The 26802-nt window shown below is 44.7% G+C and carries 22 protein-coding genes; 7 read left to right on the top strand and 15 right to left on the bottom strand.

Going from position 1 to position 26802, the window contains the following annotated elements; translation table 11 throughout:
• Nucleotides 1-10: 10 nt before the first annotated feature.
• Both VKA52_RS18085 and VKA52_RS18080 read right to left on the bottom strand, forming a co-directional pair.
• Nucleotides 11-1936: an IucA/IucC family protein gene (locus tag VKA52_RS18085; RefSeq protein ID WP_326316709.1), complete on the bottom strand. Its 1926-nt coding sequence runs from the start codon at nucleotides 1934-1936 to the stop codon at nucleotides 11-13.
• Nucleotides 1917-3749, bottom strand: coding sequence for an IucA/IucC family protein (locus VKA52_RS18080; RefSeq protein WP_326316708.1), 1833 nt, complete (start codon nucleotides 3747-3749; stop codon nucleotides 1917-1919). The genes VKA52_RS18085 and VKA52_RS18080 overlap by 20 nt, the downstream gene beginning before the upstream one ends.
• Before the next feature lie 212 nt (nucleotides 3750-3961).
• Here VKA52_RS18080 and VKA52_RS18075 point away from each other — a divergent pair, with 212 nt between their 5' ends.
• Complete coding sequence (locus tag VKA52_RS18075; protein WP_326316707.1) at nucleotides 3962-4705, top strand: IucA/IucC family C-terminal-domain containing protein; 744 nt, start codon at nucleotides 3962-3964, stop codon at nucleotides 4703-4705.
• Between the two features lie 131 nt (nucleotides 4706-4836).
• Here the strand turns inward: VKA52_RS18075 and VKA52_RS18070 are convergent, their stop codons facing one another.
• The 4 genes from VKA52_RS18070 to VKA52_RS18055 all read right to left on the bottom strand — a co-directional run bounded on the left by VKA52_RS18070 (nucleotide 4837) and on the right by VKA52_RS18055 (nucleotide 10420).
• Nucleotides 4837-5985, bottom strand: a complete 1149-nt coding sequence (locus tag VKA52_RS18070) for a mannitol-1-phosphate 5-dehydrogenase (RefSeq protein WP_326316706.1) — start codon at nucleotides 5983-5985, stop codon at nucleotides 4837-4839.
• 1 nt (nucleotide 5986) lies between these two features.
• Nucleotides 5987-6424 (bottom strand): PTS sugar transporter subunit IIA, encoded by a 438-nt coding sequence (locus VKA52_RS18065; RefSeq protein WP_326316705.1) that lies wholly within the window; start codon nucleotides 6422-6424, stop codon nucleotides 5987-5989.
• 13 nt (nucleotides 6425-6437) lie between these two features.
• Nucleotides 6438-8531 carry a BglG family transcription antiterminator gene (locus tag VKA52_RS18060; protein ID WP_326316704.1) on the bottom strand — a complete coding sequence of 698 codons (2094 nt, stop codon included), beginning with the start codon at nucleotides 8529-8531 and terminating at the stop codon, nucleotides 6438-6440.
• A 413-nt stretch (nucleotides 8532-8944) separates the two neighbouring features.
• Nucleotides 8945-10420 carry a PTS mannitol transporter subunit IICB gene (locus tag VKA52_RS18055; protein WP_326316703.1) on the bottom strand — a complete coding sequence of 492 codons (1476 nt, stop codon included), beginning with the start codon at nucleotides 10418-10420 and terminating at the stop codon, nucleotides 8945-8947.
• A 212-nt stretch (nucleotides 10421-10632) separates the two neighbouring features.
• Here VKA52_RS18055 and VKA52_RS18050 point away from each other — a divergent pair, with 212 nt between their 5' ends.
• Nucleotides 10633-12267 (top strand): acetolactate synthase large subunit, encoded by a 1635-nt coding sequence (locus VKA52_RS18050; protein ID WP_326316702.1) that lies wholly within the window; start codon nucleotides 10633-10635, stop codon nucleotides 12265-12267.
• 9 nt (nucleotides 12268-12276) lie between these two features.
• Nucleotides 12277-13710, top strand: a complete 1434-nt coding sequence (locus VKA52_RS18045; protein ID WP_160912177.1) for an aldehyde dehydrogenase family protein — start codon at nucleotides 12277-12279, stop codon at nucleotides 13708-13710.
• Between the two features lie 37 nt (nucleotides 13711-13747).
• Here VKA52_RS18045 and VKA52_RS18040 read toward each other — a convergent pair whose 3' ends face one another.
• From VKA52_RS18040 to VKA52_RS18030, 3 genes are all read right to left on the bottom strand, one after another.
• On the bottom strand, nucleotides 13748-15058 hold the full coding sequence (locus VKA52_RS18040) for a Glu/Leu/Phe/Val family dehydrogenase (RefSeq protein ID WP_326316701.1): 1311 nt from the start codon (nucleotides 15056-15058) through the stop codon (nucleotides 13748-13750).
• Between the two features lie 84 nt (nucleotides 15059-15142).
• On the bottom strand, nucleotides 15143-16117 hold the full coding sequence (locus VKA52_RS18035; RefSeq protein ID WP_160912175.1) for a cation diffusion facilitator family transporter: 975 nt from the start codon (nucleotides 16115-16117) through the stop codon (nucleotides 15143-15145).
• Nucleotides 16118-16292: 175 nt separating this feature from the next.
• Entirely contained in the window at nucleotides 16293-16919 is a 627-nt protein-coding gene (locus VKA52_RS18030) for an FMN-dependent NADH-azoreductase (RefSeq protein WP_326316700.1), read from the bottom strand.
• A gap of 299 nt (nucleotides 16920-17218) precedes the next feature.
• On the opposite strand from VKA52_RS18030, the gene VKA52_RS18025 reads away from it, so the two are divergent.
• Entirely contained in the window at nucleotides 17219-17404 is a 186-nt protein-coding gene (locus VKA52_RS18025; protein WP_160912171.1) for a YjzC family protein, read from the top strand.
• Between the two features lie 58 nt (nucleotides 17405-17462).
• Here the strand turns inward: VKA52_RS18025 and VKA52_RS18020 are convergent, their stop codons facing one another.
• Complete coding sequence (locus VKA52_RS18020; RefSeq protein ID WP_160912169.1) at nucleotides 17463-17687, bottom strand: hypothetical protein; 225 nt, start codon at nucleotides 17685-17687, stop codon at nucleotides 17463-17465.
• A 100-nt stretch (nucleotides 17688-17787) separates the two neighbouring features.
• Nucleotides 17788-18765, bottom strand: coding sequence for an aminoglycoside phosphotransferase family protein (locus VKA52_RS18015; protein WP_326316699.1), 978 nt, complete (start codon nucleotides 18763-18765; stop codon nucleotides 17788-17790).
• A gap of 213 nt (nucleotides 18766-18978) precedes the next feature.
• Between VKA52_RS18015 and VKA52_RS18010 the strand changes: the two genes are divergently transcribed.
• The 3 genes from VKA52_RS18010 (at nucleotide 18979) to VKA52_RS18000 (ending at nucleotide 23527) form a co-directional block, all read left to right on the top strand.
• Nucleotides 18979-20214, top strand: a complete 1236-nt coding sequence (locus VKA52_RS18010) for a Zn-dependent hydrolase (protein ID WP_326316698.1) — start codon at nucleotides 18979-18981, stop codon at nucleotides 20212-20214.
• A gap of 15 nt (nucleotides 20215-20229) precedes the next feature.
• Nucleotides 20230-21840: an amidohydrolase gene (locus VKA52_RS18005; RefSeq protein WP_326316697.1), complete on the top strand. Its 1611-nt coding sequence runs from the start codon at nucleotides 20230-20232 to the stop codon at nucleotides 21838-21840.
• 217 nt (nucleotides 21841-22057) lie between these two features.
• Nucleotides 22058-23527 (top strand): sodium:solute symporter family protein, encoded by a 1470-nt coding sequence (locus tag VKA52_RS18000; protein WP_326316696.1) that lies wholly within the window; start codon nucleotides 22058-22060, stop codon nucleotides 23525-23527.
• A 92-nt stretch (nucleotides 23528-23619) separates the two neighbouring features.
• On the opposite strand, the gene VKA52_RS17995 is transcribed toward VKA52_RS18000, so the two are convergent.
• The 4 genes from VKA52_RS17995 to VKA52_RS17980 all read right to left on the bottom strand — a co-directional run bounded on the left by VKA52_RS17995 (nucleotide 23620) and on the right by VKA52_RS17980 (nucleotide 26445).
• The gene (locus VKA52_RS17995; RefSeq protein WP_326316695.1) at nucleotides 23620-24180 is read right to left on the bottom strand and encodes a histidine phosphatase family protein; all 561 of its coding nucleotides are present in this window, start codon (nucleotides 24178-24180) and stop codon (nucleotides 23620-23622) included.
• Nucleotides 24137-24568 (bottom strand): hypothetical protein, encoded by a 432-nt coding sequence (locus VKA52_RS17990; protein ID WP_326316694.1) that lies wholly within the window; start codon nucleotides 24566-24568, stop codon nucleotides 24137-24139. The genes VKA52_RS17995 and VKA52_RS17990 overlap by 44 nt, the downstream gene beginning before the upstream one ends.
• A gap of 132 nt (nucleotides 24569-24700) precedes the next feature.
• Entirely contained in the window at nucleotides 24701-26167 is a 1467-nt protein-coding gene (gene panF, locus VKA52_RS17985; protein ID WP_326316693.1) for a sodium/pantothenate symporter, read from the bottom strand.
• Nucleotides 26164-26445, bottom strand: a complete 282-nt coding sequence (locus VKA52_RS17980) for a YhdT family protein (RefSeq protein ID WP_326316692.1) — start codon at nucleotides 26443-26445, stop codon at nucleotides 26164-26166. Before VKA52_RS17980 ends, panF begins: the two co-directional genes overlap by 4 nt.
• Nucleotides 26446-26802 lie beyond the last annotated feature (357 nt).

Raw genomic sequence — 26802 nt, 5'->3', positions numbered from 1 at the left:
ACATTTCCTTTTAAGCTAAAGGATTCGGCACTTCCGTGTAAGCATCCCCTTTACTATTGCTCAACCTCATTTGAGTCAATGACTTATGCATGACCGTCGGCTGGAATAAAAAGGTTCGATCTTCTGCCACTTGGGTGGTCAGATCCTTCACTCGGGACAGCCGATCCAACTCTTCCTTTACCACTCTTTTCACTTCTAACCAAAAGGTTTCTTCCGCTAATCCTGAATATCGAACGAGCTGACGGATGATTTCTCCCAAATGGTTTTGAAATACGGTGTAATACAACTTATTATGCATCGAAGAACGATCGTTCGACACACTCACTGAATCAGCGGCAAACTTCGGACGAATCCCTTGTTTCCGAAGACGTTCCGGATAAACTCTCGTTCCTCCCCAGTCCCGGAAGAAAAAGCGGGTTAAACGACCATTCCTGAACACAGGAACACTGTTCTGCAGATGCCCTTCCAACGCAACACCATACTTCACCATCATTGTCATATAGCACGGGAGGACCTTTTGAATATAATGACAGAAAAACTCCTTGGACGCTTCGTTCCGACTGAGATGATGCTTCTTCTGAAATTCCTGGACAAGCTCATGCAGAATCGTCAGGCCACTAACTGGGGATTGCGCATACAAGCTCATTCCCGCAACCGCTACTTCCCCATCTTCCAGGTGGGGGTGAAGAGATTCACGGATTAACGTCGTCAAATTACGGCTTTTCAACTGCTCCTCAGATCGGAAAGCCGCCCCACCCCATTCATTTAAGGGGACAAAAGAACCCAAGAGAGGTTCCCTATCTTTGATTTCCTGAATCATTTTTGAAAAAACAGTGGAATTCATCGCTGTCTGAGTCGAGATCGAACGGACGGTTGATGTCATCTGACTATTTACCGCAAGCTTCAACACAGGTGCTTCTTTCTTTCTGGGTGCCACCGTCCGGAACGATGAAGTCGCCTCTGCATTCATCGGCCGTGAAGATAACAGGACCACTTCTCCTTCTTTGATTTCCTTTTGATAAATATCAGGGATGGCATGTTCGAACTGCCAGGGATGAACAGGTAAAATCGTGTATAAATCCTCCACGTATCCACGATCCTTTAGCTCCTTTTTCCCTTCTTCAGATGCTTCAGGAAAACTGGCTTCGAACGATGTACCTGTACTCAACACCAATGTTTTTTTCACGGCAGCCATACGGATAGGAAACGTCTGATGAAACTCCGGGGAATAACGAAAAGTATCTTCATAAGTCAACCCAAGTTTCGTCTTAGCCCCAGGATGAAGATGGTGCCCTTCAACAACGAGCTGCTCGAAGAACAGATGGGCTTCTTCCCCTTTTTCCAACACGTATTCAATGGACGTTCCGACATCAAGGTTCACCGCTTCCCTTCGGACCGTCTGTTTCCATTCCTCATAAAAAGTGAGGGCCAGCGCAAGATTTGCGGTGCCATTATTCAACTCCTCGACAAAGGTTTCAAGATTGGAGTAATCTTTTTTGTTAAACAAAAGAAACAAAAGCTCTGTAGCAGAAGATACAGGACGAACCCGCTTGGCCTCCATAAGCAAAGGCACATCCACTTCGACAAAGCGGAATGCCGATCGATTCAAAACAGGGAACAAGATTTTATTCCCCTGTTTTTCCACCATCAAATGGGGTTGCTCTTTATCCAGCGTAGCGTCTCCACCTTCATTCATTTTTCTAGACAAAGAAGAACCTTTCCCATCCAACATAACAGCATCCGAATAAACCTCATCAATGTTCTCACGAATAATGGAATTCGCGAGCTTTAACAGGAGGCCTTTTCTTGCTTCGTCCCGGCACCCCCAGAAACGCTCGGCATGAGCAGGATGCGCACTCTTTAAGAATTGATAAACCTTGTCCTCTTCTTTATGCAGGCCAAGGTCTTTTATACGCTCAGTTAAGGGCAGAATCATTCTGTTTCACCTCTTTTCGCCTGGCAAAAGGATGAGGGATTTCCACATATAGATTGTCAGTATATTGGTCTGACAAACGCATTTTCACCAAGGCCTTCATTTTCGTCGGTTTCGTAAGAATTTCCTCTTTATCAAGCAGAGCTTCCGCATGAATTTGTTCATCCTCTTTCATTTGTTCATAAGTTTCGTGGATGACCTGCTCGACTTTCCTCCACATTTTTTCTTCCATTACAGAAGTTCGTCTGGCAAGTGCGACGATGATCTCTCCTAAATGATTATGGAAAAGCGCATGCGAGAAAACATCCAATAACTCAGACCGGTCTTTTGTCAGTAAATTCGTGCTTGGATCGATCGGTTGTTGATCAAAGTACTGCTCTAAGCGTTCGTTCATGATTCGGATGCCTCCGTAATCACGAAGTACCGCCTTTTTAGGTGTTCCTTTTTCAAAAATGACGACACAGTTCTGCAGGTGGGCCTCCATGCTGATTCCATATTTTGTAATTAACTGAAGCACACCCGGCAGTACTGTCTTCGCATAATCATAGATGAACGCTTCGGGAGATGGATAGACGCCCGCCGCTTCTTCAACAATCAGCTTGCCTGAAAATGGAGAAGGCGCCAGTAAAGATGCGGCTGGGAGCGCTACTTCATCCCGCCCCAAACCTTTCTCCGGGTTTTCCCGCAAAATTGCCGCCGCATTTTTTTGAAGGAAATTCCTGTCTTCTTCCCGGGCGGGCTTATAGTGAATACCGACCTCCTCCCCCATGACGGAGAGAGAACGTGACAGCCCCTCATCACGATCGAAGATGGTTTGCAAGAGTCGGGATAGTGTCGGTCCATTCTTTGTTGATGCCGCTGAAACAGTCCGGACCGCGCTTGTCATCTGGACATTGACCGCTGTCTTAATGTGATGCTTAGCGCGATCATTGAGAGGTGCAAGCGACCGGAATGAAATGAGCGCGGAAGTCGGAAGCGTGACTTCATTAAGCAGAAGTAGTAATTTTCCTTCTATATCTTCCTTATAATAGGTTGTGATGGTATGTTCCCACTGCCATGGGTGAATCGGAATAATTTCATAATCATCAGCCACTAAATCATGAGTTTCACAAACGTTTTGAAAAGCTTTTTTCAACGGTGGGTATTCCTCCAAAAGGATGGACTTTGTGCTCTCACCATTTTTTGATGTCATATGATAACGATCTTTATGAACGAGCAGCGGCAGCACGTCCGGTTTCCCTTCCCACTCCGGAGCATAACGAGTGACATCCTCAGGTGAAAGGCCCATTCTTGTTCGGCTGCATGGGTGAATGGTATGCCCCTGGATGACCCACTGCTCGAAAAAAGTCAGCGGGCTTTTTTGAGAAGCTGCATAAGAAAATGCATCTTCTGCCAGGTTTTCGATTTGTTTTCTTCTATGGTCCGCAACTGTAAAAGCCAGCGCCAGGTTCGTCACACTGTTGAGAATTTCTCTATAAAAATCAGATCGATCATTTCCCGGGAAAAGCAGTTCTAAACAAGTTTCGGACTTATCGACCAAGGCTTGATTTCCCTCTCGATCCACAAACTGGAGGTCTCCATCAATATCCATGTGTTGAAATATGTAAAGATTGGAAACAGGTACGTGAAGTTCTCCATCGTTAATGGAAAGAACTAAAGTATTTCCATGGTTCCTCCACTCGTGAGGCACGACACGCTCCCGAAAAACTGCTTGAATCAACTGATGTAAAGTAAGGGTATCCGCTTCTTTCAACTTTTCTAAAAAGGTTATTTCGTAGCCAGGTAATTTTCTTTGTAAAAGTTTCATGGTTTCCATGAATTTCACCTCCGTGGAGGAATGATGTAGTATTGTAAATCCTCCTATTCCCTAAAACAGTGAATCATAATCGGACTTATTCGCGTTCATAACTTTAGCTTACTCCCAAGTCCATGTCCATTATGCTCCTGAAGTTGTTGTAAGATTGGTTTTATTTTATAATTGAAAACAGTTATCAGCAAAAATAAAGCTTACTAACAGGAGACATCGATATGAAACGAGTATTTGAACAAATTCAGAACAATCATCGCATCTTTGTTGGTTCTGAGTACAAGGACCGTTCTCATTACAAAGTCGATGAGCTCATAAAAAATAAAAAAATGATGAAAGAGTTGCTTGATATACAAAAAGATCGACTGGATGCCCCTAATCTGGCAATCACTGGTCTTTTGTTTGGAAAAATGTATTCCGTCCTCACCATGGGGTTGTTTGAATCGATGATCAACCATGGAATTGTGATTGATGCAAGCCCGGAAAATATCAGCATTGAAATGAGAGAGAAAAACGTAATGAATTACATGATCGACGATTCGGCTGTTCACAAAATCGCGGACTTGTCGGAAGACAAAATAAAAGAATATGTACACACTTTCATTACTCAGCACCTGCAGCCATTGTTCCAAACCGTTGCTCAAGTGTCCAAATGCAAAACGACACATATGCGTTCCATTGTCTCTCACAACCTTCATCAACGAAAATATGCGATTATGAAAGACCAGGAAGACGAATGGACAGAAACGGTGTTCCGCTGGTTCACGACCCATGAACTGTTCGAGGAAAACCACAGGAACCCTCTTCACTTCAAATTCCGATTCTATCAGGCGGCGAACGGAAAAGAAACTTATGTCCGACGGCACTGCTGCATGAAATACATGCTTCATGACGCTGACAAATCAAAATGCTGCCCTACCTGTCCCCTCATTCCCGATGAAGAACGGGACGACCGGATCAAATAAAGCCCGAGCCAACAGCTCAGGGCTTATTTTCTTTGCAGAGGATCTATGTAATTGGAATAATATGTAATACCTGGTACACCAAAATATGTAAGACAAAACCTCCCCACAGAGTTGTCTGTGGGGAGGTTGTTTTATTCGTTCATCTCTTTATACTTTCGGTCTACCAATTGGACTAAACGATGATCATGGCTTAGTTCAGAAATATCCTGAAAAGCACTTCCAGGTCTATTTTCCTGGACTTTATCCTGCAGCTCTTTAGCTTCAGGATCTGCTTCATTTCTGTAGCTCAATGCTGCAGCTATGATTTCTACCAAATGGTTCGGATCCTTTTCCAGCCGCTCTAAATATTCTACAGCCGGCTGTACAAGACGGTCTTTCGGCCCCAGCTTACGAATCGGGCCACGGCCTACACGTGTGACTTCGTCTGACAAATCCGGATTCAAGAAACGCTTGATGATTTGTTCTATATAGCCTCCATGCTGATCCTTGCCGAATCCATATTTCTCAATAAGGACGGCACCGGTTTCACTCAATGCGCCTTCAACCTTTTCCTTAACCCTATGATCATCCATCGCGTCTTTAATCGTCGAATGACCATAATAGCTTCCAAGATAGGCGGCTGCTGCATGACCTGTATTGACCGTGAACAATTTCCGCTCAATGTATGGTGTCAGGTTCTCCACATAGGTGATCCCTTCCACTTCAGGCTGTGCTCCTTTTATTGTGGGAGTTTCAACCACCCATTCATAATACGGTTCCACTTTAACTGTCAAAGGATCTTCATTGTGCTGATCCGGAACGATCCTGTCTACGGCTGCATTCGGAAATCCAACGGTATCTTCCAATGTATTATGGAAGGCTTCATCCATGTTTTCCATGACATGCTGCTTCAGTACTTCAGACCCCCCGATCATGTTTTCACAAGCAATAACGTTCAAGGATCCCGCTTGACCTTCCATGCGCTTTTCCAACCCTTCTGCCAGCAGCCTTGAAATGACCGGAAGAATGTTAGGTCCAACCGCGGTCGTGACAAGATCAGCTTGAGTGATAGCTTTCACAACCTCTTGTGGCTGTTTTATACTATTCAAACCACTGACATTCCTAACCTCAATCGCAGAATCGTCTCCAGCCAGTTTCACTTGATACTGATTACGTTCATTCAATAGATGAATCAGCTCTTCATTCACATCAACAAAAATGGTCTCGTAACCAGACTGATCAAGAAGTGCGCCGATAAACCCTCGTCCTATATTCCCTGCTCCGAAGTGAACAGCTTTCATTTTACTCCACCTCGCTGAACGTCTGAAGAACTTCTTCCTTCGTTTCTGCTAGAATGAGCTTTTCAACATTTTCTTCCTCTGAACATACAATAGCGATTTGAGAAAGGATTTCCAAATGTTCATTTCCTTTTCCTGCAATACCAATCAGCAGCTTTACGATGTTTCCGTCTCCGAAATCGACGCCTTCTGGTACCGTGACGACAGAAATTCCTGTCTCATTGACGGATTTCTTCGCATCTTCTGTACCGTGTGGAATCGCTACGAAGTTCCCCATGAAAGTGGAAGTGATTTCCTCCCGTTTCAGCATTTCTTCGATGTAAGCCTTATCTACATAGCCTTGTTCATTCAGAATGCCGCCTACATAGCGGATGGCTTCTTCTTTCGTTGACAAGCTCTTGTTCAACTCGATGTTCTCTTTTTTCAAAATGTTTGTAAACATTATAAAAACTCCCTTATTCTTTAGATTTTAAAAATGTGTAAAGTTTATTAGCTATATAATGGAGGATGTTCTCCTCATTTTCGGATTCTAAAATCGTGGTACACTCTGCATCTTCTATAATCAGAGAACTTATTAAGCTAAGCGTTTCCAACCCTTCCTGACTCGGAGCTTCAGGAGCGATCATAAGCAGCATTGTTTTAATGGGCATCTCTTCTCCGTCCATCCCCAGAACTTTCAGTGGTTCCCTCAAAATATGAACAGAAAAGGAAGGTTGTTCAATGGAAGAGCTACGTGCGTGATACAACGCAAGTCTTGTGTCCGGGATACCCAATCCGCCCGCTTTTTCCCTTTCCAATAAATGGTTGACGATAGGATTTACTGCTATAACGGTTCCATTTTCTTTCAAAAGGTGAACCGCCTCATCGAGTGCACTTTCCACATGGGCAGCTCCTATATTTGTTACAAGAAGGTGGTCAAGAACTTTTCCAATGTTACTGGCATAGCGTTCATAAGCCCTTACTTTATCTTTAATGACCTGTAGCGACTCTTTATTTTCGTTCGGCTGAGTCTCCACCGGTTTTTTCAATTGTTTCGTCACACGCACTCTTCTGATCGCATGCTCGATTTTGTGAATGTCCTTCTGAGGTAAAACAGGACTTACCTGGACATACGACTCTACGTCAGCAAGAGGAATGGTCGAAACGATTAAGTCATATTGAGAAATATCCATTCCCTTCAGATCAAATAAAGAGTGATGTTCAATCTGTTCAATTTCGTTAAACTTCTTTTGAAGCTTAGCGGCCAGTATTTTCGCCGTTCCAATTCCACTTGAACAAACCACGAGTACATGGATTCCAGCCACGCCTTCCATGTTTAAAAGTGCAGATGCAAAATGCATGACGACAAAAGCGGTTTCTTCACGCGGAAATTGCAATTCTGGAAAGACTTCCTGTATCGATTTTTGGACTTCCTCAAACAAGACCGGGTAATCTTCCTCCATTTGATCAGTAAATGAATTTTCGATTTCCATGTTATGCTGCAATCGGTAAACGCTAGGTTTCAGATGAACAACCAGGTCATTCATTAATCGATCATATTTGTTGAAATCCATCCCTACACGCCGTGAGACCTTAGCAATCAGCTGTTTCGCCTTAAAAGCAATGCTCATACTTGATTCTTCAAGCAAAGAATCACGGTTGTATCTCGCCTTCGCCCCCATCAAATGCATCGTAATATATCCTGTCTCAGCTTCTGGTATGGAAAGTTGAAACTCTCCAGCCAGTTGAGCAATCAAACCTTCTGCAAAAGAATATTCCTTGGTAGAGCGAAGCTTTTCCAACTGCGTATCATCAATGTGAATCTTTTCCCCCTGCTGCATGCGTTCAATCGCTAAAGCAAGGTGGACAACTAATGCAATATAAGCGCTATCAGCCAGAGGATACGATAAATCATTGCGCAACTCATCGACATGGTATTCAATCAGAGCCAGGGTTTCTTTATTTACGATATCCAGCATCTGCGCAGATAAAGAATCTTCAACCGCTTGATTCCCTCCCTGGATGTTCTGTCTGACCATGGAGAAAAAATCCAGCTCGTTCATATGAGTCATAATCAACTGACTGATGGCTTCTCGTATGCCTGACTCTTCCCCGATTACTTCGACGCCATACCCTCTTTTTCGTACAAGCTTCAGCTGAAAGTCCTTGAGGTGATCTTCAATTTTATCGAGGTCGTGACTGATGGTTGCTACCGTGACACCGAGATCATTTGCTATTGCTACAAGCTTGACAGGTTCCCGGGTTTCCAAGAGCTTCGACAAAATCAAGACATGACGTTCCTCAGGCGTATAATCCACGGAAGCCTGCTTGCTTAACTCCAGCCTCAGTGCATTCTTCTTATCTACAGAACCTTTTACCAAAAGAACGCCCCCGGACTCTTTCATGAGCGACAAGTCTCTTTCGGCAAGAAGGTCCTCAATCCCCTTCAGATCCCGATGAACTGTTCTTGTGCTGATATCCAGCTCTTCGGCCAATTGTTTCAAAGTCACTTGATTTTCCAGGTCCAGCAGGCGATCTATAATTTTTCTTTCACGACCTGTTACATACATCTCCGATCCACCTCCTTCAAGGACAAGATTTAATAACTATTGTTTCTATATCTCCATCATAGGTTGCGTCGTAAGGGTTTTCAATGATTAGAAAAGTCATCTTCGTCACAACCGATGTGACAAAATTTAAAAACCTATTAAAAATGGCATAACTATTTAGGTAATCAACGTCCGTGGCATGTATCCATGGGTTTTGAACATTTATCGGTGGGTTTTATGCATTTATCAGTGACTGTTGGTTATTTATCGGTGACTTTCCTACGTTTATCAGCGGGCTATTGAGACATTTATCGGTGACTTCGACATTTGAAAATACCCTATGATCTCTTATTAGCGATTTAAGAACTATTTTAAAAGTTCAAACCTTGAAACAGAACCTAAAGGCCTGATCATGCGATCAGGCCTTTGTCATTTTATTCAGACTTAAGTTCGTTCACGAGTTCATCATACTTCGGACTGTTTAGGAAATTATCAACAGAGATGTGGTGAGCATTTGGTACCCTTTGCACGGCACGTTCCGTCAAATCCTTGTGGGTGATAACGATATCCACATCACTTGACAGATCATTGATTGCCATGTTCGTGACATCAATTTGAATGCCGGCTTTCTTGAATTTGTTTTTCAAGAGAGATGCACCCATGGCACTGGATCCCATTCCCGCATCACAAGCAAAAATGATTTTATCAACATTGCTGCGGTCTACAGATGGAACGACCTCTGTTTTTCTATCCGAAACCCCTGCCGTTGCCTCTTCTTTTTGTTCTTCTTCCTGAGAATTCAACTGACCGGAAACAGAGCTTTTCTTTCCTTTCATCTGTTCCATCTTCGCTGTAGCTTCGTTCAAATCTTCTTCCTCATCGTTCTTACTGAATTTAAGAATCAAGGAAGCGACGATGAATGATGCCAGTGTCGCAAGCAGAACACCTGCAATTACACCAAGGTGATCGCCTCTGGCGGTCAATGGCATAAGCGCGACAATACTTCCTGGGGATGGAGTCGCCGTCAAACCGACACCGAAAGCTACGAATGTTGTTGTTCCAGTTACACCACCGGCAATAGCCGCTAAAATCAAGGCCGGCTTCGACAAGATATATGGGAAATAAATTTCATGAATACCACCAAAGAAGTGAATGATGGCAGCCCCAGGTGCTGTCTGGCGGGAAATCCCTTTTCCAAAGATACTGAAGGCCAGAAGAATTCCTAATCCAGGACCCGGGTTTGTTTCAAGTAAGAATAGAATTGATTTTCCTAATTCCTGTGTCTGATCCACAGCAATAGGACTTAGAATTCCGTGGTTAATCGCATTGTTTAAGAATAAAATTTTCGCTGGTTCTATGAAAATGTTAACAAGCGGCAGTAAACCCGCATTGACTAATGCTTCAACGGCAGAACCTAAGATGTTCGTCAGTCCTGACATAATCGGCCCGATTACATAATAGCCGATCATCGCAAGAATTGCTCCAACAATTCCAGCAGAGAAGTTGTTTATAAGCATTTCAAATCCGGACTTGATTTTACCTTCAAAAAGTTTATCCACCCATTTGATCGCAAGACCGCCAAGTGGACCAATCAACATCGCACCAAGGAACATCGGGATGTCCGCACCTACGATGACCCCCATCGTAGCAGTCGCACCGACGACACCACCGCGAAGTCCGTGAACCAATCGTCCACCTGTAAAACCAATCAATAATGGCAGCAAGTAAGTGATCATGGGACCGACCATTTCTGCTAAATCTTCATTAGGAAGGTATCCATCTGGAATAAATAAAGCCGTAATTATACCCCAGGCAATAAATGCTCCGATGTTCGGCATGATCATTCCGCTCAAAAAGCTTCCGAACCGCTGAACACGTGCTCTTGCACCTGTTTGTTTTTTCTCACTCATGAGAGTTCCTCCTCGTCTCGTTTGTTCTCTTTTTCTGTACTTTTATGATAAAGCGGTTACACCCCTGTTCTCAAGACAATCTAAATGCAGCTTTGTCAAAGGAGACATGACAAATCTAAAATAACCAATTCATCCCTTGTCAAATCAGGATTCTTTTTTCTCATAAGTTGACTCGTCCTTACGCAAAATAAGAGCGACAAGGAGGAAAAAACATGAACGTTGCACAACTTTTGATCAAATGCTTGGAAAACGAAGGGGTCGAATATATCTTTGGTGTGCCAGGAGAAGAAAACATCGATGTTATGGATGCCCTTCTGGAATCTTCTATCGAGTTCATTACAACACGTCATGAAACGAGCGCAGCTTTTATGGCGGGCACATACGGCAGGTTGACAGGTAAGCCCGGCGTTTGCCTGGCCACGCTTGGCCCTGGGGCAACGAACCTTTTGACTGGTGTGGCGAACGCAAATATGGATCATTGTCCATTGATTGCAATTACTGGTCAGGCGGGGTTGAATCGTCAACACAAAATCTCCCATCAATACTACGATCTTGTCGACATCTACGCACCTGTAACCAAATGGAATGCACAGATTAAAACAGGTGAAATCGTCCCTGAAGTCGTGAGAAAAGCGTATCAGCTGGCGATACAGGAAAAACCAGGAGCGACACATATTGATCTACCTGAAGATGTGGCAAGCATGGAAGTGACGGGCGAACCACTTCCCATCACCGGCCATTCCCTTCCGCAAGCCGATGAAAAGGTTATTAAAGAAGCCGTCAGCCTGCTTTCCAAGGCAGAAAAGCCTCTGATTTTAGCCGGGAATGGAATTACCAGGGAAAAGGCAACAGGTGAACTTCAAGCGTTAGCAGAGAAAGCAAACATCCCCGTCGTTCACTCGTTTATGGGGAAAGGAGCTTTATCCTGGAAGCATGAACTCAGCCTTCTTACAGCAGGTTTAAGCGGAAAGGACCATATTACATGTGGATTTCAGGCATCTGACCTGATCATTCCCATCGGTTTTGACATGGCCGAAACGCCACCTCAAAACTGGAATCCGACCGGTAAAACACCAATTTTGCATATCGATACAGAAGAAGCTGAAATCGATGCCTATTACCCTGTAGCCTTAAACGTCGTAGGTAATATCAAAGAAAACCTGAGACAATTAGTTGAAGCAGTTCCGGCAAAAGAAAGAAACCTTGAGTGGGCGACATCCATTCGCAAAAATATCCTCGATGAGTATGAACAATATAAAGAGGACGAAGCCTTTCCGCTTAAACCACAGAAAATCATTGCGGACTTGAGGAGCATCATGGGTGATGAAGATATCGTAATTTCAGATGTAGGGGCTCACAAAATGTGGATGGCCCGCATGTATCATACCTCAGAGCCGAATACCTGCCTCATCTCGAATGGACTGGCTTCGATGGGGGTAGCGGTGCCGGGTGCGATTGCAGCCAAAATGGCCTCTCCTGACCGTAACGTTGTCGCAGTTTGCGGGGACGGTTCCTTTCTAATGACAGGTGCAGAACTCGAGACAGCCGTAAGACTGAACCTCCCGATCATCATTCTCCTATGGAGAGACGATGGCTATGGTTTGATTGAATGGCATCAGCTGAAAAAGTTCGAGAGACCTTCCAACATTGAATTCGGAAACCCGGATTTTATCAAACTGGCACAATCTTTCGGCATGGAAGCGTTGAGAGTAGATCAAACGGCAGACCTGCGTCATGCGCTGGAAAAGGCCGTTTCCATGAACAAACCTGTGTTGATTGACTGCCCGGTGGACTACAGTGAAAACATGAAGCTCACAGAGAAATTAAAAAATATAACATGTGAATGAGGTGAACACATGAAAATCGGTTCCATTATCAATGGTGAAGAATATCAGGAAGACTCTCGGGAAATCATGATTGTTAAAAATCCTTACAACGAGGAAATCGTGGCAGAACTCGCTTTAGCTAACGAAGACGACTTGAACAAAGCGATTGATATTAGCTACGACACTTTCCATCAGACGATGAAAAAAATGCCTGCCCATGACCGGGCAGATATTCTTTTAAGAGCATCGGAACTTTTAGAAGAGCGTAAAGATGATTTTGCCGAAACCATCACGAAAGAGGCTGGCAAACCACTACAATTCAGCCAGGGGGAAGTGCAGCGTTCGGTTCAGGTCCTCCGCTTTGCTGCAGAAGAAGCGAAGCACATCGAAGGGAAAGTGATTCCGATGGATGCAGCGATTGGCGGCGAAAACCGGATCGGGTTCACGAAACGTGTCCCGCTCGGTGTGGTCGCAGCCATCACACCGTTCAATTTCCCTTTAAACTTAACCTTGCATAAAGTGGCTCCTGCCATTGCAGCGGGCAACACAATTGTATTGAAACCAGCAGAGAAAACGCCGGTCTCGGCCTATAAACTTGTTCAGCTTCTTCATGAAGCCGGACTTCCCAAAGGCGCGCTGAACTTCCTGCTCGGAACAGGAAAAGAAATCGGGGACCCTCTTGTCAAGCATGATAAAATCCATAAGGTTACGTTTACCGGGAGCCTCCCTGTCGGACGAACGATCCGAGAGAATGCTGGTTTTAAAAAAGTAACATTAGAACTTGGCTCCAACAGTCCGAACATTCTTTTTGAAGATGCTGACCTGGATTATGCAGTTTCAAGTCTAGTCAAAGGGGCTTTTGCTTTTTCAGGACAGGTTTGTATATCGGCTCAGCGAATTTATGTGCACCAGAATATCTACGAACGTTTTTTGAGTGCGTTTATTGAGAAAACAGAAGCGCTGAAGATCGGTGACCCAATGAACGAGGATACGGACTTTGGACCAATGATTAATGAAGATGAAGCACAACGAGCGAAAATGTGGATCGATGATGCGGTAGACAATGGCGCGAAAGTGGAAACAGGTGGTGAACGGGATGGTACGTTATTGAAACCAACCATTATGACAAACGTCAAAAGCGACATGAAGATTATCGCAGAAGAAGTTTTCGCTCCCATCGTTTCTGTCATTCCATTTTCATCAGAAAACCAAGTCGTCCACCAGTCCAACGACTCCATTTATGGACTGCAGGCCGGCATTTTCACCAGGGATATTGATCGGGCCTTTCGTGTAGCCGATCAACTGGAAATGGGTGGAGTCTGGATCAATGAAATGTCCACCTACCGTCAGGACAACCATCCGTATGGTGGTGTGAAAAAGAGCGGTATCGGCCGGGAAGGTGTCCAATACGCGCTTGAGGATATGACTGAACTGAAGTTTTATGGAATAAGGCTGAATGGGTAAAAAAGCTGCTGTCCGACAATCCGGACAGCAGCTTTTTTTATGAAGTACGATCTTTTTCTCCAATCCAGCCACGAGCATCCATCGCTTTGACGAGATGGCTGATGCCTACCATATATGCAGCATCACGCATCCGGCACCCTTTTTCTTCTTTCATCTGTATGACCTTTTCAAAGCCTGTCAGCATTTTCTCTTCTAATTGCTTATTGATTTCATCTACTTTCCAGTAGTAATTCATATTATTCTGGACCCATTCGAAATAGGAAACCGTCACGCCGCCAGCATTGCAAAGAATATCAGGAATGACGAAGATCCCTTTTTCTTCAAGGATTTTATCGCCAGCCGGGGTTGTGGGACCATTGGCTGCTTCGGCGAGAATTTTCGCCTGAATGGTCGGTGCTGTTTCTTCTGTCACCTGATTTTCAATGGCTGCAGGGATGAGAATATCAACAGGAAGGCTGAACATCTTTTCATTCGTGATCGGTTCTGCTTTTTCATAAGAGGAAGCATAGTTTTCTCCATTGTTCGTGAAAGCAAGCAAATCCGGAATATCGAGACCACCTTCTTTATAGACGCCCCCTTTAGCATCGGTGACCGCTACAATTTTCACACCCAGTTCATGCAAGAATTTTGCTGTCATGCTACCTACGTTCCCGAACCCTTGAATGGCCGCGGTGGCTTCTGTCATTTCAATTCCCAGAACTTTACATGCTTCCCGTATCGTAAATACGACCCCGCGCCCCGTTGCTTGAAGACGGCCAAGCGATCCACCTAAAACAACCGGTTTCCCAGTCAGCATACCCGGAATGTTGTATCCTCGAAGCTGATCAAACTCGTCAATCATCCATCCCATGACTTTCGGATTTGTATTCACGTCCGGGGCCGGGATATCTTTCTGGGGTCCGATGATTGGAGTGATTTTCTTAATGTAGTTTCGACTCAAGCTTTCCAATTCATTTTCCGATAACTGATCAGGGTCAACAATAACCCCACCTTTTCCTCCTCCTAAAGGAAGGTCGATAATCGCTGATTTCAATGACATCCAGATAGAGAGCGCCTTCACTTCATCTAAATTAACATCTGGGTGGAAACGGATTCCGCCCTTGGTCGGTCCGAGAATATCCATATGCTGTGACCGATACCCGGTGAAATTTTCAATCCGTCCATCGTCCATCCTCACTGGAATGGAAACTTCAAACACCCGCATCGGTTTTTTCAACAAATGATAGATGTTTTCATGAAACCCCAACGTCTCCACCGATTCCTTCAGTAGACCCTTCACAATCTCATAAGGATTGTGGCCATGCGTCATAATATCCGACTCCACCTTATCGTACTGATCCTTACCCATACTCCCACCTCATCCTTCCATATTTTTTCTGTACCAGGTCATACATTTTCTTCCACACCAGGTCTTACAGTAATTCCCAAGCCATTAAACTTCATTTTTATCTGGGTCCCAAGATAATTGATGATCATCTTCATCTGATTCAATAATCACTTCTTTTACCCCACGCTGGTTTAGAATTTTCTTCTCAAGGCCACCAAGCACTTGATCGATTTTTTCTATGGACATTTCCGGATCGAACTCCAGTTTCAATTCGACATGCAGTTCTTCCCCTTCTTTCATCACCATTAGCTTTTTGATATCGCGAACTTCAGGGTGCTCAAAGACAAACTCTCCGATTTTCTCTTCCATTTCTTCATCCGCCACCCCTAACACCCCGGCTGCATTGTCTAAGAATATACGCCCAACTACATAAAACAACATCACACCGATGATGACAGATGCATAACCTTCAGCTGTATGAAATGGTGTATAGGTGGCAATAAGAATGGAAATCATCGCAATGAGCGCCCCCGATGTTGCGACCATATCTTCAAGGAAAACCAGTTTTGTCGCCGGTTTTGCTCGACCGAGATTGGCGAGGCTCACTTTTACAACCTCCATTCCTTTGACATCCGCCTCTCCGATGTCTTTGACAACTTCTTTCATGGCTTTGTACAAAACAAAAGACTCTAGAATCGCAGCAACTCCTAACACCGTTAAGTTCAGCCACAGCCAGGAGCCTGCTTCAGGAGGATGAAGAATGTGATGAATCCCTTCTTTGATCGTTTCATAAGCCAAAATGCCAACGATAATGACAGCACCAAGCAAAACCAGGTTTACAAGCCGGGCAAACCCATTCGGAAATTTGTCAGTCGGTGCTTTTTTACTAAGGGCAGAGCCTATAAATACAAAGAATTGATTGGCCATGTCGCCTATGCTGTGCATCATCTCCGCAAACATCGCCACGTTTCCAGTAATGAAGTATGCTATGCCCTTAATCACGGCAATCGTAGCGTTAATGATGCTTGCCCATAATGCTGGTTTATTTCCTTTTTTCAATAAGACAAACAACTCTCTCATCCCTAACCCCTTTCCGACCCAGCTTCTCCCCATAGTTTCCCAAGATTGTACGGAAATCATTCCATAAAATGTCTGACCAGGTCTTACAGATTCTTCCGTACCAGGTCTTGCATTTTATCCCAAATAAAAAAAGGCATCCCGATTAGGATGCCTTTTTTGTATTCTTGATCATGAATTAGAAGGAAGCAGCTGTAGTTGCGGCTTCTTCCAAACCTTCTTCAATGATTTTTTCTGCGCGATCAGGGAATTGGTTATGCCCTTCTATCACTAGGGTCGTAATATCTTTAACTCCCCAGAATTGCAGGATATTTTCAACATAATTCACAGCCATCTCTGCAGATTTCGCCGGGCCTTCTGAATAAACACCGCCGCGTGCATTTAACAGGGCTACCTTTTTATCCGGAAGCAGTCCCTCAGGTCCTTCTTCTGTATAGCGGAAAGTCTGACCAGCCTGAGCGAGGTAGTCGAAATACGTGTGCAGCACAGCAGGAATGGTGAAATTCCAAAGCGGGAATGCAAAAACGACTTTGTCAGCTTCAAGGAACTGATCCAAGTAGGCTGTTACCGTATTCGTCGCTTCGATTTCGGCTTGAGTAAGCTCCATACCTTTAGCAAGCTTAAACATGCCATTGATCTTATCATTGTCATAGTAGTCCAGGTTTTCCTCGAACAAGTCAAGCTCCTCTATTTCATGTTCCGGGTGGACCTTTCTATAGTTATCCAAGAATGTGTGATAAAGTTTGACGCTCACAGACTGTTCCATTGGTCTGGAATTAGCTTTTACGAAAAGTACTTTTGTCATGGTGTGAACCTCCATTTATATATATTAGTTGTTACAGCAACTGTAAGTGAAAAGGGAACGAATGATATCTATTCGAACACAGGATCATTTTTATGTCCGTAATTCGAGATGTTGCTACACAAACTATCCAACGTGATACATCTTATAAACTTATGGTGTAGTTGTCAAACGACAAGTCCTGGAATTAAAAACTCCTCCAAATGTAACATTTTTACAAAAAGAGGTTTTCACTCTGACGAATGCGGATATATAGCTTATGTGCGCACAACAAAAACAAATTCGAAAGGATGTATTTCTAAATGGCTGATCGTTACAAAACAGGTGAACAAGCTCCAGAAGCAGGTACTTACGAATTTGATGGTTTAGTGGATGGTCGTAAAAATAACAATGTAACAGAGGATGAGAAACATATCGAATTGAGCAATGGCGATACGTTCCCACCTCTTCGCTCCAGTAAGGAAGCCGCGTACTGGAAAAAAGCATAATCATACACACTATGTCACATAGAAAAGTCCTGGACATCCCCCTGCCCAGGACTTTTCGTCATTTTTTCTTCCCATTTATCACTTTTAATGCTGGCGCCTGTTTTTCGTCTGGCTGACGCTCGAACGATGTAATCGTCGCCCCGATTCCAATGGTGAGTGAACCATCTGACTCCACACGGAACAACGTACCGGGCTCTTTGACTCGGATGGATTGGACATTGTGTCTGGCAAACACCTGCTGCAGGTCTCCGATCAGTTCATCTTTTCCATATGTGAAACCCATTTTGTCACTCCCTAAATGATCCTCTATTACTAGTAGGATATGTAAAAAGAGAGACAAACATGCTCGTTAATTCTGTGACCCTTCTTAAGTAGGCGATTAATCATAGAGAAGACTTCTCATACCGCGCCTTATATATTTCAAGCGCCATAAGATGAGTGGCTTTTGCTCTTTGTTGTGTTTGCTCTTTTACCTCAGGAAATTTCTCAGCTTCTACATAATCCGCAAGCACATCTATGATGTCATCTAATAATTTCGCTTTAAAATAAAGCTCCATCCGCTTAACCACAGCATCACCTGCAAGTACTCTCACTTTTTCCTCCCACATCGGCCACTCATCGGTACCAAACCAAGGCCAAAGCAAAGATGCATAATCCGCTGCGGCGTCACCAAGAGTAAGATCATCCCAGTCAATGATACAGAACTCCTTCTCATTCACTAAGATATTTTGCTGACTCAGGTCATTGTGAACGACATCTTCTGCTGGACGTTGAAAATGAATGGACTGTTGAATTTCCTTTTCCAAATCATCTGTCACTTCGTGAAACCAATCAAAGGTGTTCATTTTTACAAAAGGTAAGCTTGCTCTATGAGAGTTGATGATATGCAGATCTTCCCTTAATCGACGGATATACGTTTCGGTCATGGCATCAGCACAAGTCTGCTCCCCCGCTTCAAGCTCTTTTTTCAGCTTTGAATCTCCATGCAGCTGACTTACTTTTGATAGGATTTCATCCGTACCCGCACCCCCGTCCCATGCTCTTCCTTCGAAAAAGTCAAACACAAGGCCATAAGGGCGGCCCGGGATGACGGTTTTATGGATTTCCAGCAGCAGCTTAGGTGCATGGTAATTTTCTCTCAAATAATCATGAAGACGTGCCCATTGTTTCAGCCTGTCCATATGGTTCTCTTTGGCGAATTTCACATGCATGCGTTTCTTCCCATCGCTAATTTGATAGGACTGGTTCACAAAACCACCAGGATTCCATATATACCGAATGATGATTTTTTCAGTATGCAATCCAAGTCCTGCTTTGTGCGCCCATTGCTTCAATCGTGTGGCATTCTCTTGAGCATTCATTCTTGATCCCCCTCTTTATATCTCTTCTTCAATAAACGGCACTCTTCCTCCTCTCAAAAAAACCAGTCCTCTATAAACTTGGCCTCCTAACCGACAACTTGTACAAGATGACCTCTTTCTACCGCTCCTTCCTAACGAACCATTTAACATTTTGTCAATTGTCAGACAATTATGAACTTGATATAGTTAGTTAAAACAAGGAGGAGATCCAACTTGAAGATTAATCAAAAAAGATTTCAGGAACACATCGAAACCCTGGCCAAAATCGGAAAGATTGGAGAAACAGGGGTCTGTCGACTCGCACATTCAAAAGAAGACCGAGAAGCTGTCGATGTTGTCCGCGTTTGGATGGAAGAAGCCGGACTGGATGCCCATATCGATGGATTTGGAAACTTAGTTGGTCGTATCGAAGGAAAAGAAAAAGATAAACCGATTCTCATGTTAGGTTCACATATCGACTCCCAGCCCTATGGCGGCCGCTTTGACGGAACGCTAGGTGCTTTAGGTGCTATCGAAGTTGTACATACCATGAAAGAAGAAGGCATTACTCCCAATCGCTCGATTGAAGTCATCTGCTTTGCAGACGAAGAAGGTTCCCGATTCAATAAAGGCGTCTTCGGCGTTCGCGGGATCATCGGTCAGTTTGAAGATGGTGAACTCGAGCGAAAAGACAAAAATGGGGTCACCCGGTTGGAAGCACTCAGAGAATTTGGTGTCGAGCCTGATCTGAGTCAAAGCCCTGTCTACAAACCCGGGGACATTGAAGCATTTCTTGAACTCCACATTGAGCAGGGACCTGTTCTCGAATCACAAGACAAACCTGTGGGAATCGTATCCGCCATTTCCGGTCCGATCTGGCTGACCGTGACGCTTGAAGGATTTGCCGGACACGCAGGATCCGTCCCGATGAATTTAAGGCAGGATGCATTCTTAGGAGCCTCCATTATTACAAAAGAGTTTAATGAACTTGTCCGCAATGAAGGCACGCCGAATACAGTCGGTACCGTCGGCAGTGTCCAGACTTTCCCGAATTCCCGCAACATCATCCCTGAAAAAGTCGAGTTCACGATTGACCTTCGTGATATAGACTTGGATGCCCGCACAAAACTCGAAAAGAAACTCTACGAAATCATCGAACATACGAGCAAAGAACTGAACCTTGAATACTCGATCAGTGAAGATACCCGCAGTGATCCACGCTATTGCGCAGACTGGATCAAAGACATCATGAAAACAGAAGACGAACAACTCGGTTACGATTCGCCAACTTTAATGAGCGGTCCTTTTCACGATGCCTTATTCATGTCCTACATCAGTGATTACGGAATGATTTTCGTACGGTGTGAAAAAGGAATCAGTCACAACCCGCTGGAATATGCCGAAATGGAGGATATGCAAAAAGGTGTGGAGCTTCTTTATCATACAGCCTTAAAAATTGCTCAATCCTAGATGGAGGGAGAAGAAATGAAAGCAACCAAAGTATTCATCAACGGAGAAGTCATAACCGCCGATCAATCGGGTACGGTTTATGAAGCTCTTGCTATCAGAGGAGAGCGGATTCTCCAGGTTGGAACGACGTCCGAAGTTATGGAACGGTCCGATGATAACACAGAGATTATTAATTTGAATGGGAAAAGTCTGCTTCCCGGATTCAATGATGCCCATGCCCACCTTGAGTTGTACGGTACCAATCAGCTCGGGGTAAACATGAAGCAGGTGAATTCCATAGACTCTATCATTGAGAAACTTCAAACACGGGCAGAGCAAACACCTTCAGGAGAATGGGTTCGCGGCTGGGGATACAATCAAAACAACCTGCTCGAGGATCGCCATTTGACCAAATGGGATTTGGACAAAGTGTCCACCTCCCATCCAATCATTGTTGTGCGGACCTGTGGTCATATCTCATGTGTAAACAGCAAAGCTCTGGAAATGGCAGGTATCCATTTACAAACACCAAACCCACCTGGTGGGACCTATCACAGGGATGGTGACGAGCTTACTGGACTATTATTGGAAGCCGCTCATATGAAGATGTTCCAGCTTGCCGATTATTCAGAAGACGAGGTCATGCTCGGGCTCCAAATGGCCTCGGATCGCTTTTTGCAAAATGGAATAACAAGTGTACATGATGCAGGTGGATATGGCACAAAACATATCCGTTATTTACAAAAGGGTTCACAAGAAGGAAAGATCAGACAACGCGTTTATGTCATGTATGGCTCCCTCTTTGATTCTCCATCCGTTGTCAAAGCTGGAGTCGAAAGCGGAATCATGACAGGACTCGGTGACGACACGTTTAAAATCGGTCCTGCGAAAGTTTTCATTGATGGAAGCAGCAGCGGCCCCACATGCAAAACCCGGGAGCCGTATACAAGTAACCCAAATGATTCTGGCATTTTGTATATGGACCAAAACGAATTGGACCAACACCTCCTGCCCGCCCATAAAAAAGGCTGGCAGATTACCGCCCATGCCATGGGGGATGAAGCCGTACATATGCTGCTGACCACAATTGAGCGAGCGCTCAATCACAAGCCATCTACCGATCACCGTCACCGACTTGAGCATGCAGGAATCACTCCTCCTGACCTTGTAGAAAGGATAAAAGCGACGCGTGCTGTTCCCATTCCAAACCCTGCATTTCTTTACGAATTCGGAGATGGATATATCAACGACTACGGTGAAAGAGTTGATCACTTTTTCCCGTTAAAAAGCTACGTAGAGCAGGATATCCCTTTTGCCATCGGTTCCGATAGTCCGATAACAACGGTGAATCCGCTGATCGGTATCCATGCAGCTGTCAATCGGACAAGCAAACACGGCCACCCTGTCGGTCAAAACCAATCCATTACGGTCGAAGAAGCGATCCGCTCTTATACATGGGCAGGGGCTTATGCCAGTGGTGAAGAAGGTTTGAAAGGAACCTTAGAACCAGACAAGTACGCAGATTTCGTTATTCTCGATCAATCCATTTTGCGTTGTCCCTCCCACAAACTAAAAGACATCCAAGTAGAAATGACAATTTTAAACGGAGATATCGTGTATGAAAAACAAAAGGAGGATGCCCATTGACGAAGCAAAAGTTTATTAAAATTTACTGTCTTTCTCTAGCCATTCCATTTTTACTTCTCGTCTTCCCGTTGTTCTCCATCGCCAACAGGGAAACCCCATTCATTATCGGTTTACCTTTTCGGTATTCTGGGTCATTTTTTGGATCGTTGTCACATTCATCATCGTCTTATTCCTTTACAAAATCGATCCTGACAAAGACGAAAAGGAGGTCCACTAAATGGCACAATGGCAAATTGCAATGATCATGATGATCGGTTATCTCGTCGTCGCTTTATTCATCGGTGTTTTAGCCGGACGTAACCAGGACAAAAGTTCACTAGAAGAGTTCACGACAGCGAAAGGGAATCTCGGTTTGTTCGTCATGTGGTTCCTCATGGGTGGAGCCGTTTTCAGTGCCTTCTCTTTCCTTGGTGCACCAGGATGGGCTTTTTCACGCGGTGCACCTGCCTTGTACATCATCACATACACCGCTTTCGCCATCTTACCTTGGTATATCATCGGACCGAAAATTGGAGCCATCGGCCGCAAACATAACATTTATACAGTCGCTGGATTTTTACAGCTGCGCTACTCCAGTCGTGTGATCGCCATGATTATCGGTATCGTCGCTCTCCTGGCTTCCATCCAGTACTTGGCCACACAAATGAAAGGGATGGCCTATATCTTCAACATCATGACTGAAGGACGAATTCCTTTTTGGCTTGGAGCATTGCTTTCTTATGGAATTGTCGTCGTATACGTAGCTACAGGCGGGCTGCGTGCTGCTGCTTGGTCTGATGTATTTCAAGGGATTCTCATGATCGTCATCTCCTGGACAGTCGGACTAACGATCGTCAATCAGCTTCATGACAGTGTCCCGAACATGTTCCGGAATTTGACGCAGGACAATCCAGGGTTTCTGCAAATCGGTGCGGAAGGTTCTACGATGTCTACCATGGCTTACACCACCACGATTCTTGTATCGACCATCGGCTTCCTCATGTGGCCGCACTTGTTTTCAAAATCCTACGCTACCAAAGCGCGGACAATTAAAAAAACCGTACTCGTCTATCCGATGTTCGCCTTGTTCCTAATCCCGCTTCTTTTTGTCGGATTCTCTGCCGTTAACGTCATCCAAGCCGATCAAATCGGTTCACCGGATGAAATCCTGCCCTACCTAATCACAACCGTTCTCACGTTGCCGGGTTGGGTGTACGGTCTTGTCGGAGCTGGGGCCCTTGCTGCTGCTATGAGTACCGCGGATGCCATCACGCACAGTGCTTCCCTTGAGTTCACAGATGGTTTGATCCGCAACATAAAAAGAGACCTTTCATCAAAAACGACGCTTTTAATTATGAGAATCGGCGTCTTCGTCATCGGAGGTCTTGCCTATTTTATTACTGTGTTTGGTGGGCAGGGATTGATTGCCCTCCTACTTGGAGCCTACGGATCTATCGTTCAATTCGCCCCAGGTGTCTATGGTGCTTTGTATTCCAAAAAAATCACGGCACCTGCTGTCATTACCGGGTTAATATCGGGGACTGTCGTCAACTACTACTTCCAGCTTGTCGCGGACTCCCCACCATTGGATATTAATCCAGGTATCCTTGGCTTGATCGTTAACGTTGGACTAGTCGTTCTGATCAGTGCCTTTTCTCAAGGAAAAGAGATGCCAATGGCAGAGGAATATAGAAAAATAGGTTCATAATAAAAAGGACTCAGCGCTTAATAAGCTCTGAGTCTTCTCTTATAAATAAAGAATTGGCTGACGAATACAAAGAGATAAGCCGGTCTTCTTTATTACACGTTTACCCTTATCCAGCCCGTCTCTTTCGGAAAGTCTTTACGAGTCAATGTTCTTCTTTCCATCCATTGCCTGTAAGCTGTCATTGTACCATCATGTGTGACCACAAAAACACGGTCTTTCCCTAGCTGCTTACACCAATGAATCAATTCAGAAGCAGCATCTACAAATTCCTTTTCAGGGATTTCATTGATCCCCTCCGCCCATCGCTTTCCACCTAAATGGAAGTCCGGAAAGTCCTCAGCCGCCCGGTCTTTAGTCAAAATCTGATCACAGGGTAAAGTCTCCCACTCTTTTTTTTGCGGAAACATACGTGGGCCCACAGCAGGATTCACCATCACCCTGCATGGAATACCTTCACTCCAATGAGCAGCTGTTTGCAAAGTCCTCACTGTCGGACTGACGATGAGAAAATCTTCAGAAACCAGCGGCCACGTTTCCTGCAACTTTCTCGCCTGGTTCTCTCCACGAATGGTCAATTCCGGGTGCAGGTTATGTAATCGATCAGGTTTTTCAGTATGTTCCCCTTCCCCGTGGCGTACGAATACCAGCTCCATCATTGGCCTCCTTTTTATACTTTCTACCCATTTTCCTTACATTACTAAGAATATGATGTACGATGACATACACAAAAACACACCCTACGATAAAAGCCGAAACCCATAATCCCTCTCTCATTTCCAGCGAGGAAGTGAGCAGAACGATGCCGCTTAACACCAAACCTATGAACATATAATAAGAAAAGCTTTGCCACCATCTTCGCTTACACCGTACATGTTCGATGAATATAGACAGAGGGATTCCCAGTAAAAAGTAAACGAGGAGAGTGTACAAAAAAATAAGAGTTGAAACATTAAGATCTCCTGCAGATAGTACGTTCAACGCAATGGCTACGATGGTGGACGAAATAAAAGCAGCTAAAACCCCCATATAAATGTTCTTCATTCATTAAACCTCCGTCCTGACTTTTGAACCTAAGGTGTTATTTCCCGAGCAATATTTATCCAAACCGTAACACAGTCTATCCATTGTATTCCACAAAAAAGAGGATGGAGCAATCTCCATCCTCTTTCCTATTTAAGCACTCCACATTTTTTGGAACACACGTTCCTGGATTTTCTTATGCCGTTTCATCGTCAATAAGCTAAACAGAACATAAGCAAGCAGACTTAAAAGTACGGGCAGGACCACTGTATGCATCCCAAACGCCTGCGGCATAAAGCTGTGAAATAGAATATAGCTTCCCACCCCGGTCAAAATAGAAGCAATGGCTCCACTGGCATTTCCTTTTTTCCAATATAACCCCATGATGACAGGCCAGATAAAAGCTGCTTCCAGCCCACCAAAAGCAAATAAATTTAACCAAATTAGTAAATCCGGCGGCTGAATTGCCATGGCAAACACGAGAATTCCTATGACAGCAGTGACGGAAATACTCAGTCGTTTCACCTTCTTCGCACTTGCTTCAGGATTTACATAATTCATATACACGTCTTTCACCACCGCTGAACTAACAAGCAGGAGCAGTGAATCGACGGTCGACATGATCGCAGCCATCGGGGCTGCAAGAACAATGCCTGCCAGCCACGCCGGGAGCACCTCCATCGCAATCCGCGGCATCACCGTGTCACCGATTTCAATTCCTGGAAGGACAGACCTTGCGAAAACCCCGGTCAAGTGCATGCCCAGCATGATCACACCAACAACCACAGTTCCAATAATTAACGCGCGGTGCATCCCACGTGAACTTTTATAACTCATGGCACGGACGGCAACTTGCGGCAGACCGACGACACCAACCCCGACAAGAATCCAGAAAGACGATACATAAGCCGGCGTAAGGGAACGATCCGCACCGTATGGTGAAATTAAATCCAGGTTTTCTGCAGCAAGATCAGAGATAATATTTCCAATCCCGCCTCCTGCGATAATCGTACCAATCAGGATGATCATCGTACCGAAAAACATAATGACTCCCTGCACAGTATCCGTAATCGCTACAGCACGGAACCCGCCGATAATGACGTACACAAGCACGGAAACGGCGAAAATGAACAAAGCAGCCGTGTAGGAAAGCCCTGTAAAGGATTCAATCAGGCGGGCACCTCCGACCCACTGCGCCGCCATTGCGGAGAACAAGAAAATAATAATACTTGCCGCTGATAGGATGACCACCCATTTACTTTGGTAGCGTTCCTTCAAGAAGTCCACAAGTGTGACGGCACGGATTTTCCTTGCCATAATGGCAAATTTCTTTCCAAGGACGGACAGGACGAAATAACCCGTCGCAAGCTGTGTCATGGAAAGCAGCACCCAGCCCAAACCGACTGTGTAAGCGACTCCGGGACCACCGACAAAACTGCTGGCACTTCCATAGGTGGCAACCATTGTCATCGCTAGTATGAACCCACCAAGCTGTCGGCTTCCTAAAAAATATTCCTGTAGAAAATCCGCACTGGACTTTAGATATTTCGAAGCATAAAAGCCAATAAAAAAGATGATGACTAAAAATAGTAACAGTGGTACGACAACACCCCAGTTCATTCTTCCTCCTCCTCATCCAGCTGAACTTCTTTGAATAAAAATTTGACTGCTAGAATGACGAGTAGGAAGATCAGGACCGTGACGGCCATACAACTATAAAAAAACCATGCGGGAAAGCCGAAGATGTAGTCATACTCCTCCACAGGACCCGAGCCGAGGCCATAAGCAAAGCCATACCAAAGAACGAAGTTCACCACAACCAGAGTAACTCCAATCAATGCTTCTTTGTTGGCAATTTTGTACCGCGGATCTTCCATCCGCTTATCTTGATGATTCATATAATATTCCCCCTTGCCTAACCGAACGTCTACCTATTCCTGTATTTCTTCCATTGATGCATTCATGTTTTCTTCTTTTCCAAGCTTACCGAAAAATCACTGGTCTGTCTGCACCCTTTTTTCATAAATACGTGCTACTCCTCCCATTTCAAACATAAAGTATGAATGTTCCATTTTTAAAGATAAGCTCCCTTTAGTGGAAGACTCAGTTTCGAGACTTTTGTTAGGTGGATGGGGGCTGCGGGGAATAGCTCGCTTTCCGCGGGAGCGCGGTGAGCCTCCTCGGACTGCGTCCTGTGGGGTCTCACCAAGCACTTTTTTCCCGCAGGAGTCTCGCCATTCCCCTCCGCCCCTTTG

The organism is Halobacillus sp. HZG1, assembly GCF_035818575.1.
Taxonomy (GTDB): Bacteria; Bacillota; Bacilli; order Bacillales; family Halobacillaceae; genus Halobacillus; species Halobacillus litoralis.
Note: the sequence above shows the minus strand (reverse complement) of the source record. Positions and strands in the feature narration are given on the sequence as shown.

What these genes read in the sequence shown, in the direction of transcription:
- VKA52_RS18085 (WP_326316709.1), bottom strand. Translation starts at nt 1,936, where the DNA reads ATGATTCTGCCCTTAACTGAGCGTATAAAAGACCTTGGCCTGCATAAA.
- VKA52_RS18080 (WP_326316708.1), bottom strand. Translation starts at nt 3,749, where the DNA reads ATGGAAACCATGAAACTTTTACAAAGAAAATTACCTGGCTACGAAATA.
- VKA52_RS18075 (WP_326316707.1), top strand. Translation starts at nt 3,962, where the DNA reads ATGAAACGAGTATTTGAACAAATTCAGAACAATCATCGCATCTTTGTT.
- VKA52_RS18070 (WP_326316706.1), bottom strand. Translation starts at nt 5,985, where the DNA reads ATGAAAGCTGTTCACTTCGGAGCAGGGAATATAGGACGAGGGTTTATC.
- VKA52_RS18065 (WP_326316705.1), bottom strand. Translation starts at nt 6,424, where the DNA reads ATGTTTACAAACATTTTGAAAAAAGAGAACATCGAGTTGAACAAGAGC.
- VKA52_RS18060 (WP_326316704.1), bottom strand. Translation starts at nt 8,531, where the DNA reads ATGTATGTAACAGGTCGTGAAAGAAAAATTATAGATCGCCTGCTGGAC.
- VKA52_RS18055 (WP_326316703.1), bottom strand. Translation starts at nt 10,420, where the DNA reads ATGAGTGAGAAAAAACAAACAGGTGCAAGAGCACGTGTTCAGCGGTTC.
- VKA52_RS18050 (WP_326316702.1), top strand. Translation starts at nt 10,633, where the DNA reads ATGAACGTTGCACAACTTTTGATCAAATGCTTGGAAAACGAAGGGGTC.
- VKA52_RS18045 (WP_160912177.1), top strand. Translation starts at nt 12,277, where the DNA reads ATGAAAATCGGTTCCATTATCAATGGTGAAGAATATCAGGAAGACTCT.
- VKA52_RS18040 (WP_326316701.1), bottom strand. Translation starts at nt 15,058, where the DNA reads ATGGGTAAGGATCAGTACGATAAGGTGGAGTCGGATATTATGACGCAT.
- VKA52_RS18035 (WP_160912175.1), bottom strand. Translation starts at nt 16,117, where the DNA reads ATGAGAGAGTTGTTTGTCTTATTGAAAAAAGGAAATAAACCAGCATTA.
- VKA52_RS18030 (WP_326316700.1), bottom strand. Translation starts at nt 16,919, where the DNA reads ATGACAAAAGTACTTTTCGTAAAAGCTAATTCCAGACCAATGGAACAG.
- VKA52_RS18025 (WP_160912171.1), top strand. Translation starts at nt 17,219, where the DNA reads ATGGCTGATCGTTACAAAACAGGTGAACAAGCTCCAGAAGCAGGTACT.
- VKA52_RS18020 (WP_160912169.1), bottom strand. Translation starts at nt 17,687, where the DNA reads ATGGGTTTCACATATGGAAAAGATGAACTGATCGGAGACCTGCAGCAG.
- VKA52_RS18015 (WP_326316699.1), bottom strand. Translation starts at nt 18,765, where the DNA reads ATGAATGCTCAAGAGAATGCCACACGATTGAAGCAATGGGCGCACAAA.
- VKA52_RS18005 (WP_326316697.1), top strand. Translation starts at nt 20,230, where the DNA reads ATGAAAGCAACCAAAGTATTCATCAACGGAGAAGTCATAACCGCCGAT.
- VKA52_RS18000 (WP_326316696.1), top strand. Translation starts at nt 22,058, where the DNA reads ATGGCACAATGGCAAATTGCAATGATCATGATGATCGGTTATCTCGTC.
- VKA52_RS17995 (WP_326316695.1), bottom strand. Translation starts at nt 24,180, where the DNA reads ATGGAGCTGGTATTCGTACGCCACGGGGAAGGGGAACATACTGAAAAA.
- VKA52_RS17990 (WP_326316694.1), bottom strand. Translation starts at nt 24,568, where the DNA reads ATGAAGAACATTTATATGGGGGTTTTAGCTGCTTTTATTTCGTCCACC.
- panF (WP_326316693.1), bottom strand. Translation starts at nt 26,167, where the DNA reads ATGAACTGGGGTGTTGTCGTACCACTGTTACTATTTTTAGTCATCATC.
- VKA52_RS17980 (WP_326316692.1), bottom strand. Translation starts at nt 26,445, where the DNA reads ATGAATCATCAAGATAAGCGGATGGAAGATCCGCGGTACAAAATTGCC.